This is a genomic window from Escherichia sp. E2748 (genome assembly GCF_005781125.1).
In the GTDB taxonomy this organism is placed as follows: Bacteria; Pseudomonadota; Gammaproteobacteria; order Enterobacterales; family Enterobacteriaceae; genus Escherichia.
Window position 1 is genome coordinate 25767 of the sequence record NZ_VATP01000033.1, and the last position, 12487, is coordinate 38253.

The 12487-nt window shown below is 53.9% G+C and carries 10 protein-coding genes and 1 pseudogene; all 11 read left to right on the forward strand.

Translation table 11 applies throughout. From position 1 onward, the window contains the following. Window positions 1–246, forward strand: coding sequence for a hypothetical protein (locus tag FEK42_RS20985; RefSeq protein WP_135406095.1), 246 nt, complete (start codon window positions 1–3; stop codon window positions 244–246). After that, window positions 246–4112 carry a type VI secretion system membrane subunit TssM gene (gene tssM, locus FEK42_RS20990; RefSeq protein WP_138211952.1) on the forward strand — a complete coding sequence of 1289 codons (3867 nt, stop codon included), beginning with the start codon at window positions 246–248 and terminating at the stop codon, window positions 4110–4112. Before FEK42_RS20985 ends, tssM begins: the two co-directional genes overlap by 1 nt. Further along, a complete protein-coding gene (locus FEK42_RS20995) occupies window positions 4112–4882 on the forward strand; it encodes a TagF domain-containing protein (RefSeq protein ID WP_138211953.1) in 771 nt (256 codons plus the stop codon). Before tssM ends, FEK42_RS20995 begins: the two co-directional genes overlap by 1 nt. A gap of 120 nt (window positions 4883–5002) precedes the next feature. After that, on the forward strand, window positions 5003–5386 hold the full coding sequence (locus FEK42_RS21000) for a glucosaminidase domain-containing protein (RefSeq protein ID WP_240783090.1): 384 nt from the start codon (window positions 5003–5005) through the stop codon (window positions 5384–5386). Then, entirely contained in the window at window positions 5371–5844 is a 474-nt protein-coding gene (locus FEK42_RS21005; protein ID WP_135491950.1) for a hypothetical protein, read from the forward strand. The genes FEK42_RS21000 and FEK42_RS21005 overlap by 16 nt, the downstream gene beginning before the upstream one ends. An 18-nt stretch (window positions 5845–5862) precedes the next feature. After that, window positions 5863–5976: pseudogene (locus tag FEK42_RS23100) on the forward strand (cytoplasmic protein); the annotation flags it as partial. 193 nt (window positions 5977–6169) lie between these two features. Beyond that, window positions 6170–6976 carry a hypothetical protein gene (locus FEK42_RS21015; RefSeq protein WP_135491951.1) on the forward strand — a complete coding sequence of 269 codons (807 nt, stop codon included), beginning with the start codon at window positions 6170–6172 and terminating at the stop codon, window positions 6974–6976. Continuing rightward, window positions 6973–7335 (forward strand): hypothetical protein, encoded by a 363-nt coding sequence (locus FEK42_RS21020; protein ID WP_240783091.1) that lies wholly within the window; start codon window positions 6973–6975, stop codon window positions 7333–7335. The genes FEK42_RS21015 and FEK42_RS21020 overlap by 4 nt, the downstream gene beginning before the upstream one ends. A gap of 24 nt (window positions 7336–7359) precedes the next feature. Beyond that, window positions 7360–9573 carry a type VI secretion system tip protein TssI/VgrG gene (gene tssI / locus FEK42_RS21025; RefSeq protein WP_135491952.1) on the forward strand — a complete coding sequence of 738 codons (2214 nt, stop codon included), beginning with the start codon at window positions 7360–7362 and terminating at the stop codon, window positions 9571–9573. 23 nt (window positions 9574–9596) lie between these two features. Further along, window positions 9597–10040 carry a DcrB-related protein gene (locus FEK42_RS21030; protein ID WP_130209707.1) on the forward strand — a complete coding sequence of 148 codons (444 nt, stop codon included), beginning with the start codon at window positions 9597–9599 and terminating at the stop codon, window positions 10038–10040. A gap of 20 nt (window positions 10041–10060) precedes the next feature. Beyond that, a partial coding sequence (locus FEK42_RS21035; protein ID WP_171022643.1) for a DUF6531 domain-containing protein occupies window positions 10061–12487 on the forward strand: 2427 nt, incomplete at its 3' end.

The following is a 12487-nucleotide window of genomic DNA, read 5'->3' on the forward strand; positions in this document are numbered from 1 at the left end:
ATGGGTCTGATCATCATCATGCTTTTTTCCGGGAATGAGTATCAATGGATGCAGGATATGGATCCTTCAATGACAGCGTTGCCTCAGGGAAATGGGAACAGAGAAATAATCAAAATGTTGATTTATTTTATTTTGATAATTGTTCAGATTGCTCTTTATTTTCTTTCAGTAGCCCGTACTGGAAGGATTTTTTCAGCTTGCGGCATTTTGCTATTACTGATTATCGCATGGAGTTCTGAACAATAATGCAAAAATTTCTCAGTATGCTGTTTTCCCGCCGCGCGCTGGCCATTGTTGGCGTGGTGATGCTGGCGTTGCTGATCTGGTTTATTGGGCCGCTGGTGGCGTTTGACACCCTGCATCCGCTCGCGTCCGTGGGAAGTCGGGTAGTCACCATCGTTCTGTTACTGATGTTCCTCGCACTGTGGCTGGTTAACTGGTCGATGAGCATCATTGGCGTGACGGTTCTGTGCCTTGTCATCGGTTTTGTTTCACCCCTGCTGGCCTTCGGTAATGTTCATCCATTTGCGCCGCTGTGGCTGCGTCTGTCGCTTATCGGCCTGATCCTGCTGTCTTATGCGCTGTATGGCCTGTACCGGCTGTGGCGAGCGCTGCGTCTGGATGAACAACTGCTACGCCGTTTCCTGCATCCGCGTGGGGAAGACGTACCTGTGGCAGGGGAAATTAAAGCCGACCTGCGTACCGTCAGCCATATTGTCACTCGCGCCATCCGGCAACTGAAACAACTGCGCGTAGACCTGCCCGGCTGGCGTAAAGTCCTGGAAGGAAAGCGTTTTCTGTACGAGCTGCCGTGGTTTATGGTTATCGGCAGCCCCGGCGATGGTAAAACCACCGCGCTGCTTAACACCGGGCTACAGTTTCCGCTGGCGGAGCAGATGGAGCAGACCGCGCATATCCTCACCGTGCCGGGCGGCGGCACGCTGCACTGCGACTGGTGGTTTACCAACGAGGCGGTGCTTATCGACACCGCCGGGCGCTATGCCCGCCACGATGATGGCGGTGAAATCAGTGCAACCCAGCGCAACGCAGGGGAATGGCAGGGCTTTCTAGGGCTGCTGCGCAAACACCGTCCTGGCGCGCCGCTGAACGGCGTTATCCTGACGCTAAACGTGGCGGATCTGACTGCGCAGTCCCCGGCGGAACGGCTGGCTGCCTGTGCGGCCCTGCGTGCGCGGCTGGCGGAACTGCGGGAGACGCTGGGTATTCGTTTTCCGGTCTATCTGGTTGTCACCAAGATGGATCTGCTGCCGGGCTTCACGGAGTATTTCCACGGGCTGACCAGCCACCTGCGCGCCCAGGTCTGGGGCTTCACCCTGCCATACAGCCGCAGGCGTCACGCCAGCGATCCGCAGTCGCTGCATGCGCTCTGTAGCCAGGAACTGGCAAACCTGACGCTGCGGCTGGATCAGGGGCTGGATACCCGGTTGCAGGAAGAGTACGACCTTAAAAGCCGCCAGCGGCTCTATCGCTTCCCGCGTGAATTTGCCGCGCTGGGTGCGCCGCTGCTGGAAGCCATTGAGCAGATTTTCCTCGATTCAAAATTTGACGCCACCCAGCTTAACAACACCCTGCGCGGCGTATTTTTTACCAGCGCCGCGCAGGCGCAGGCAGACGCCGTAGCCGATCAGACGGGCATCTGGCAGCGTTTTGTCCGGGCTATCAAAGGGAAGGCGGATTCCCCATCCCATACCCTGCCAGACGGCAACCGCAGCTATTTTCTGCACGATCTGCTGACGCAGTTTATCTTCCGCGAAGCGCACCTGGTGGAGCCGAACCTTCAGTGGGCCTGGCGTTACCGTCTGTTGCGTACCGGCGGACATCTGCTGGTACTGGCGCTGGCTTTCTGGTTGTGGCAGGGCATGCAGGGCAGCCAGCAGGGGAACAGCGGTTATCTGAATGAAATCGCCAGCCGGACGACCCAACTGGATAGTGACGTCAAAGCCTATACCGGAAAACCCGCCATGCAGCCGGTTCCCGCATTACTGAACCAGGCGCGGGCGCTCTCTGCCTGGCCGAGGCTGGACCCGGACTCGCCGCCGCTGGCCTGGCGTTATGGTCTTTACAGCGTCCCGCCGGTGATGGAGAGCGTCGCATTCCTGTATGACCGCCTGCTGGACCAGTTACTGCTGCCGCCGCTGGTGAAACGCATGGAATACGTGCTTTCAGATGCGATTGCGCGTCAGGACAGCAAAGCCGCCTATGACGCCCTGCATGTTTATCTGCTGCTGAACCTCGATAAGGACCACGAGGACAAATACAACGCGGCGGAGATCCACGCCTGGGTGCTGAACGATCTGGACAACCGCGACAGCGTGGCGGAGTTTGGCGGTCGCGCAGCCGTGCTGGAACATATCGACGCCCTGTTTGACGGCAGCCGCGTGGTGCATTCGCCCTGGGAAAAAGATGAGGGGCTGATCCGCCAGGCGCGGGCCTTCCTTGACGGCCATACCAGCACTGAGCGTATCTACACTCGAGCCCTGGCTTCCATGGAGAGCGAAGCACCGCAGGAGTTTTCGCTGGTTCGCGCGGTGGGCGCGGATGCGGGAACGGTTTTTGTCCGCACGGATGGCGCACCGCTGGACAGGGGCGTGCCCGGCATCTTCACCCGCGAAGGCTACCGGGAACTGTTCGACAAACGGCTGTCAGAGTTTGTCGCAGCCGCATCAGCGGACGACGCCTGGGTGATGGGCCGGGAAAACGCGCAAAAAAAAACGACTGATATTGTGATGAGCCAGTTGCCGGGGCAGGAGCTTCCGGTTACCCGTGAGGTCCGTCGCCTGTACCTCGCTGAGTATGCTCGCCGATGGCAGGATTTTCTGGTCAGTATTCACAGCATCAACAGTGCCGGGGAAGACGGCAGTCCCGGGCTGGCGTATGACCTTCAGGTGCTTCGCACACTGGCCTCGCCTGACTCACCTCTGATGCGCCTGAGTAAAGCGGTGGTGGAGCAGACCACGCTGGTACCGCCGCTGGATGCGCAGGCCAGACAAAAACAGATGGCCCAGCGCGCGCAGGACCGGCTCACTGGTAATGCGGGAAAAGCAGTGCAGACGGCAAAGCTATTGCAGGACATCCACCCGGAAGAGCGGCTGGAAAAATCGCTGGTGGATGACCGTTTCGCCGCCCTGCGGGAAGTGGTTTCCGGGCGGACGGACAGCGGACAGGGCGGCGGCGCACCGCAGTTAAATTCGCTGCTGACGATGCTCAATGAATATTACACCCAGCTCACTATCGCCGACAGTGCATTGGCCGCGAGCACATTACCGGGCCGCATTTCGGCGGCGGATAAACTACAACTGGAAGCGGCAAAACTGCCCGCACCGCTGAAAAATATTCTGCTGGATCTCACGCAGCAGGGAACGCGAAAGATCAACGCCGGCACCGGTGAAGTGCTGAACGCGCAGATGGAAGCGGTGATCGGCGATGAGTGCCGTGATGCCATTGACGGGCGCTACCCCTTCACCGACAGCCCGCAGGAAGTCAGCGCGGACGATTTTAACCGTATCTTTGCTAGCGGCGGTGTGCTGGATGCCTTCTGGACGAAGCAACTGGCCCCGCTGGCGGATACCGCCAGCAACCCGTGGCGCTACAAACCGACCGAAGGCAATATGACCTTACAGGGACCGGACCTGATGCCATTTCAGGAGGCGAAACAGATCCGCAGCGTTTTTTTTAATGGGGAAGGCGGGAAAAAGTTTTCCTGGGCGATGCAGGTCCGCGTCGTGGATATGGACCCTGCAATCACTGAACTGGTGATTGATATCGACGGCCAGGTGCTGCGTTACGCTCATGGCCCGGTCAGGCCGCTAAAAGTGAACTGGCCGGGGCCGCGCAACGGCTCAATGGCAGAAATCACCGCCAGCCCGCGCATTCGCCAGGACACCTCAACGCTACTGACTAATGGACCGTGGGCGCTGTTTCACCTGCTGGATGCGGGTAAGTCGCAGGAGACGGCGGTACGGGGAACACAGCAGGTGGAGTATAACTTCGACGGGCGGCGGGTGGTGCTGGAAATCACCGCCGGACGGGATTTTGACCCGGTGGATCGCGAGCTGCTGCAAAACTTCAGTTGCCCTACGAGGATTCTCTGATGCGCCGTGCTACGGCAGTATCGGCTCCGGCGATGTTTGGCAGACTACCGGATCAGCGGGACTATGTACGCTGGCGGGTGAGTGCGAACGAAGGGCTGGTGTGGCAGGCGTGGCTGAACCAGCAGACGTGGCTGGGGCAGGGGCGGCATATTGTTCTGCCGGAAGGAACGGATGATGCGAAGGCCGGAATAAATGACGGTTGGATGCACCTGTCACCGCGTGAGAAAACGGCGCTGCCGGAACACCACCCATTGCCGTGGAGTTTTGTTCTGTCGCCGGGATTTTTACCCATTGGCGGGCGTGATGAGTGGCTGACCGGAGTATTGACCGCATCGCGAGACAGTACGGGCAGACCGTGGCCGCTGGTGATTTACCAGCGTGCCGGGCGAGAATGGCTGGAAGAGAGCCTGGATGACACGCAGGGCTGGCTGTACTGGCTGGCGCAGTTGACGGCAGCTCATGTCTCACCACAGACAGAACGCTGCGGGCGACTGGCGGAGCAGACCGACCAGTTGTGGGCGCTATGGCGACCGGGGCCGCGCTGGGCACAGTGGTTGCGCGGCTTGCGACGTGTACCGCAGCGCAGTCGGGAACTGACCGACCTGCCGGACGCGCCGGTAGTGGAGCTGCCCGGTGTGCGTCATCTGCCATGGCCGGGCTGGCCGGACAAAATGCTTGCGCAGGCACAGCAAGGACAGGGCTGGTTCTGGCAGCAGAACAGCGAAGGGCGGTATGTGGATGCGCTGCGGCTGGATATCCGGCAGCATTAAAAATAATCAGATGAGGAGTGAATCATTGGTTCTTATGATAAAGCCTGTAATAACGCTGGTGTAGTAAGGTTTGTACAGCAATATCTGAAAGAATATGAATTAATCGCTAAACGACTTGATGTGCCCGTAGAAAATATCCTGGGGCTTGCCGCAAAGGAGTCCTTTTACGGGCAGGGTCGAATCGCGACAGAATACAATAACTATTTTTCCATGCATGGTCCGACACCTTTACAGTCAGGGCAGGTTCACCCGCTGGGGAGTAATAAGGTTTGGGTTGCCACTTATACCTCTTTTTCAACTAGCGGAAAGTCCTTTGCAATCCGATTTGGTAATGCGGTCAGAAATAAAAAATCACCGGAGCAATTTGCGAAGGCATTGATTGATTCTGGTTTTAATTCAGGTAAAAGCAGTAATGGCGGTCATACCGGTCATACCGGTTATGCCAGTGAGTTAGTGGGGGTGATTAATATGGTTAAGCAGAGGATAACATGTCCTGTAAATTAATATCAGCATTGCTTTTCATGGTCATATCCGTGAATTGTTGCGCTGAAATTCTTATCAGGAATGTGCCGCGGTTTGATCTAACGAATGTTAACCAGTCAGGTCTTACTGAAACACAGGCGCAGGCATTATTGGTTTTTTCACTAAAAAATGAAAAATATAATGTGGAATTGCCTGGAGTTTTTCTTGACGGTTCTCTGAAAGATAAAAAAGGTAACCCGTTTCATCTTGGGTATTTTAGTTTTGGGGTAGGTTATGATTCTCCTTCCGCCGGTGCGACAGATGTGTGGGGACTATTTTCAGTTTGCCCTGTAACTGGTGATATATGGGAAGAGGATTCATGCAGGAGAATCTCATTTCCCGCGCTGCAAAAAATACAAAAAGGAATAATGAAAAAAACCGGGGCAACATTTGCCAGTGAAGTGGTTCAGCGCCGGGGACTGGGGTGTACGGATGAGTAGGTCCAGTTGTGGAATTGCCTGCCGTGACCGTGCTGGCCAGCAAAAATGTTAACGCTGGCACAACAAGGGTATGGATGGTTCTGGCAGCTGAACAGCAAGGGGCGGTATGTGGATTCGTTGCGACTGGATAGAGGGGAAGTGGTGTATTTCAGTAGGATGGTTCAATGTCAGAACCCGATTGTACGGAGAACTCAGATGAAAAGTAGAGTGAGTAAAGTACAAATATTATCCTAATTTATTAATATTCTATTTTGTTGGATGTAAAAAACAGGAATACGACTGTCGTGGGCTAAATCTCTACCCCAGTATTAAAGGAGTCAATAGCATGAGTTCTTCTTCAGGGAATAAATCTGGTTCGCTCACAACACATGTGGATGGTGTTGTTGGAGAGAGTAAAATAAATCTATCGCATGAATTCTTTATTAAACTCATGCATAAGTTTTGCCCTGACACCGTAGAAGATGGGAAGTATCTCAGGATGAATACAGATCATGGCGAATATATCCTGAATAGTGATACAGGCGACATTGCATTATTAATGAGATGGAAATTTAACTGGGTGAATCAGAACAATGTAGGAGATAACTGGACATACCTGGATGAAGTTAGTTTTATATATGAATCATTTTCTGCAATCTGTTATGGATGGAATGATAAGATATTTTTATCTGTCTCAGGGGACTCTGATTTTGCTGAGAAATTCAAGAGTAAAAGATTGCCTTTCAGCATAAATATGATTCCGGTCCATCAAAAAGAACACTGGAATGTAGACGTATTAAGAACCGTTCCTGGTAATGATGATGGCAGGCCTTATGTTAACTGGAAAAATCGGTTTGCTCATTTTTATTTTAAAGATACTTCGTTATCAGAAAAATGTGCACCAGAGAATCAGTCAATATGTGGTTTTTATCAGGTAAATATAGTTCATGAAATTGGACATATGATTCGTTATCTGGAGGATGAATATGAACTTGATAAGTTTGGTAAGCCTGAGTCTAAATATAAAACAGATACTGCCGCGTTAATGAATGTTGGGATGGAACTTCGGGAACGCTACCTGGAAGGTGTCTGTATTGACTTGAATTTAGTATATCCCTTAACTACGTTTTCTGTTGCGAGTGTAATAAAATGATTCAGAAGAAAATCGCTATATTTTTTACGTTATTGATATTACTTGTAACTCTAGATATTTTTGCCAGTGAGATGCATAACAAAGATGTTCAGTGGGGGGATGATGAAGATTCACTAGTGAGAAAATATGGTTCTCCTGAACATTATTTTATAAACCCAAGGCATGATTTTGTGGGTATTTATTATGGTGGCATAGAACGAACTTACCCTTCAAATAATCCTGAATTTAAAGATGTTCCTATTAAGGAGATGTTTTGGAATGTCAATAAAGATCTAAATTTAACATGTTGGCTTCATTATAAAAATGGTAAATGGATAGTTATATCCCGAGTTTATTGGCCGCCAGGATCCAAATTTTAATCCGGTATTAAAGGAGCAAATATCATGAGTTTTGTATCTACGGGTAATAAACCAGTTGGAAACGGTGGACCCGTCATCACCACACCACCAATAGCTGGCGAAAGTGGCGGTATGAGCACAGGTTCAGCCGCAACCGATGTATCTGGTGCCGCCGAGCAGATGGCAGAACAGGCAGCAGCGGACCTGTTTGGTGCGTTGCCGGAACCGTCAGGTCTGGTTAAAGCCGCAGTAGCTGCTGCGCAGGCTGCCGCTGCAGCAGCAGGGATATCGGATATGGCTGGTGCAGTTCAGGATGCGGCGGCGTCGATTGCAGCCGGTGGTCCGGGGGCGCATAACGTCACAGTAAGTGGGAGTGCGGTGCCGCCGCAGATGCTTTTGTTTGCAGGCATGAATGGTTCGGAAGGACTTGGGAATCTGTTTTCCTACACAGTACAGCTTAAAACGCCGGACGCCCTGAACCTGGGGTACGTTTCCCCCGCTGCCAACCTGCCGCTTCAGCCGATGGTGGGCAAAGACCTGTGCGTCAGTATCGAACTGGACGGTGGCGGAAAACGGTATATCAGCGGGCTGGTGACGGCGGCGAGGGTAGTCGGCCATGAGAGCCGTTCGGTAACGTATGAATTACGCATTGAGCCGTGGCTGAAGCTGCTGACCCACACCAGCGACTACAAAGCGTTCCAGAATAAAACCGTGGTGGATATTCTCGATGAAGTACTGGATGAATATTCTTTTCCGGTGGAAAAGCGGCTGGTGGAAAATTATCCACCCCGCGCCTGGCAGGTGCAGTATGGTGAAACCGACTTCGATTTCATCCAGCGCCTGATGCAGGAATGGGGGATTTACTGGTGGTTTGAGCACAGCGAGAACAGCCACACGCTGGTGCTGGCGGATGCCATCAATGGTCATAAAGCGTGCCCTGACTCGCCGCTGGTGGAGTGGCACCAGGAAGGGCTGAAACTGGATAAGGAATTTATCCACACCATTACGGCCAGTGAGAGGCTGCGTACTGGAAAGTGGGTGATGGACGATTTTGATTTTATGAAGCCTCGTTCGCTGCTTAAAAGTACCGTGGCCAGTCCGCGTGATACCGGTCATGCTGAATACGAGCATTACGAATGGCCTGGTGATTACTTCACTACGGGCGAAGGCGAGATGCTGACGCGCATTCGTATGGAAGCGCAGCGCAGCCCAGGCAGCCGGGCACATGGGGCCGGTCATATCCGTACCCTCATGACCGGGTACACCTTTACATTGATGAATCACCCGACGGCAGAAATTAATCAGGAATACCTGCTGGTACAGACCACGCTGTTTTTACGGGATAATGCGCAGCACAGCGGTCAGGATCAGCATTTTACCTATGTCACCACGTTTGAACTGCACCCCACCAGCGAAGTTTACCGCCCACAACGAACCCTGAGCAAACCCCACACCAAAGGCCCGCAGAGCGCCATTGTCACCGGCCCGGCGGGGCAGGAAATCTGGACGGATAAATATGGCCGGGTGAAGCTGCAGTTTGGCTGGGATCGTTACGGTAACAATGACGAAAACAGCTCCTGCTGGGTCCGTGTCAGCTATCCGTGGGCAGGGAAAGGATTTGGCATGATCCAGATCCCGCGTATTGGCCAGGAAGTACTGGTGGATTTCAAAAACGGCGATCCGGATTTGCCCATCATCGTGGGGCGCACCTATAACCAGGACACCATGCCGCCGTGGGGGCTGCCGGGCATGGCGTCGCAGAGTGGGATATTCAGCCACTCATTGCAGGGAGGGCCGACTAACGGAAATATGCTGCGCTTTGACGATAAAACGGGTGCGGAAGAAGTGAAGTTCCACGCGGAAAAAGACCTGAATACTACGGTAAAAAACAATGAAACCCACACGATCATGGTCGACCGCACAAAAACCATTGTCAAAAATGAAACCATCAGCGTGGGAGAAGACCGTAATGCCACCATCACAAAAAATGATGGTCTTTCCGTCAAACTGGCTCAAACCATCAATGTCGGAACGACATATCGTCTGGATGTTGGCGATCAATTTACCCTTCGTTGCGGCAATGCAGCGCTTGTATTACACAAGGATGGCTCGATTGAGTTTTGCGGAAAACAACTTTTACTGCACACCAGCGATGTTATGCAACTCATTGGCAGTGGCATTGATATGAACCCGGATGGCGGAAAAGCCATTACTGCGGATGATATTGCCCCGTTATCCACTCCGGATGCTTCTGAATAAAAAATAATAAAAGGATTTTATCTATGACCAGCCTTTACCGTATTCAGGAGGGCAGCTTTGCCCTGCCTGAAACTTTTCTTGATCGCACCGTCAATATCTTCGTCCCGTCGGGCAATGAGAGGGCAACTCCCAGTCTGAATATTTCCCGCGATACGCTCAGGTCCGATGAAAACCTGACCACCTATATTGACCGCCAGATAGCCTTGATGAAAAAAAACCTGGGCCAGCACCGGGTACTTTCGCGGGGAACGGCACTGGCGGGAACTGGCGAAGCTGCCATGACAGGTGAACAGATTCTCGCAACTCATCGTTCTGGAAAAACAGAAGTGTACCAGCGTCAAGCCGGGTTTATCACCGGGCCAGCAAAGGTACTGGTGTTGACGCTGACCAGTCAGCGTCCTTTTGATGAGCATACCGACCAGCTATGGACTGCATGGTTGACCAGTTTTCAGCCTGCTAAAAGCTAAAAAAACAGGGAGGTTTTGTCATGTATGAAGCCGCACGGGTGGATGATCCCATCTACCACACCAGCGCCCTTGCCGGGTTTTTGATAGGGGCCATCATAGGTATCGCCATTATTGCCGTCGCCAGCTTTGCTTTTGTTACCTGCGGCTTTTTGGCTGGGCTGATTTTGAGTTTTCTGGCTGATCAGATAGCTTCCGGAGTCCTGCAACTGGGAGAAGCCATCGGGCGCTCGATACATTCCACAGTGGGAAAAATTCTGACCGGTTCTGATAATGTCAGCACCAACAGTCGCCCGGCCGCCCGCGCCGTACTGAGTACGGTGATATGCGAAGACCATTCCCCGGAAATCCGCATTGCCCAGGGTTCCGGCAACATCTACATCAACAGCCAGCCAGCTGCCCGCAAGGATGACCACACTGAGTGTGATGCAGTGATTGAGGACGGCTCCCCCAATGTCTTTCTCGGCGGTGGTACACAAACGGTACTGGAAATCAGCCCGGAAATCCCTGACTGGCTGCGTCAGGTGGTGGATGTGCTGTATGTGGTCGCCGGAATGCTTGGCGGACTTGCCGGAGCCGCACGCCAGGCGGCAAAGATGGGGTCGAAATTTGGCACAAAATGCGCGGCCAAATTTATTGGCGGCGAAATTACCGGGATGGCCGTTTCCGAGGTCGCTATGGGGTTGTTCAGTAACCCGGTGGATGTCACTACAGGGCAAAAAATTCTGCTGCCGGAAACGGATTTCACCCTGCCGGGTCGTCTGCCTGTTACCTGTTTGCGCTTTTATGCCAGCCACCTGGAAACTGAAGGATTGCTGGGCAGAGGATGGCGGCTGAACTGGGAAATAACCCTGCGAGCTGATGAGGAACATATCACTCTGATTGGCGGACAAGGTCGGGAGTTAAGTTATCCGAAAGCGATGCTGACACCGGGTCACCAGATATTTGACCCCGAAGAGCAGTTTTACCTTAGCCGCCTGCATGACGGACGCTATGTGCTGCATTACACCGACCGCAGCTACTACGTGTTTGATGAGTTTGATGACCACGGCGTCGCGCCATTACTTTTTATGGAGACACCGTACCGGCAGCGAATTGCTTTCGGGCGTGAGAACGGCAGGCTGGTGCGGGTGGCTTCCAGCAGCGGGCACCATCTGTTACTGCACCGCACAATGACGCCGGCAGGGGAAAGACTTTCGCATATTGAACTGGTGAAAGGCGGCCGTCCCGGTAACCTGGTGGAATATCGCTACGACGATAACGGGCAACTGACTGGCGTGGTGAACGGGGCCGGTGTGACGGTACGCCAGTTTGCCTATGAAAATGGCCTGATGACAGAGCACCGCAACGCGACGGGCTTTACCTGTACCTACCGCTGGGAAGAGATTGAGGGGGTTCCCAGGGTGGTGGAGCACTCAACCAGCGACGGTGAGGATTACCGGTTCCACTATGATTTTGCTGGTGGGCAGACGGTGGTAACTGGCAGGCCGGAGCAGAAGTGGCAGTGGTGGTTTGATGAAGATACGTATGTGACTGCTCACCGGACGCCGGGCGGCGGAATGTACCGCTTCAGGTACAACGAAAACCATTTTCCGGTAGCGGTGGAACTCCCCGGCGAATGCAGGGTAACGCTGGAATACGACACCCTGAGCCGGGTGGTGAAAGAGACGGACCCGGCAGGGCGGGTGACACAGACGCAGTGGAACGGCAGCTTTGCTGAAATCACGCGCCGGGCACTGGATGACGACCACGTATGGAAGGCGGATTACAACGAACACGGTCAGGTGATACGGGAGACAGACCCGGAAGGACGCGTCACGCGCTACGGGTATGATGAACAGGGGCTGGCGGTCAGCCGCACGGATGCGCGGGGCGGCGAGGTTGCGCTGGCGCACGATGCGCGCGGTCAACTGACGCGTTACACCGACTGTTCGGGGCGCGCCACGGGTTATGAATACGATGAAGACGGCAATCTGACGGCGGTGACGGACGCGGAAGGGAAAACGGTACGCATCAGCTATAACCGTCTGGGGCTGCCGGAGACGGTCAGCCACCCCGGTAAACAGCAGGACCGTTACACCTGGAACGCGCTGGGGTTACTGAGCAGCCACCGTCGCATCACGGGCAGCGTACAGTCCTGGCAGTATACGCCGCGCGGGCTGCTGGCGCGCCACACGGATGAAGAGAAACGGGAGACGCGCTGGCATTATACCGCGGAGGGATGGATTGCCAGCCTGAGCAACGGCAACGGGGCGCTTTACCGGTTCAGTCACGATGAGGACGGACGGCTGACGAGTGAACAGCGTCCGGACGGTCTGATACGGATATTTGTGCTGAATGCGAGCGGATTTCCGGTCATCATCCAGACGCAGGGCACAGAAGGCGGGATGCGTAATGAGCGGCAGGAGCGTGATGAGCTGGGCCGCCTGTTGCGCAGTGACACGCAGCAC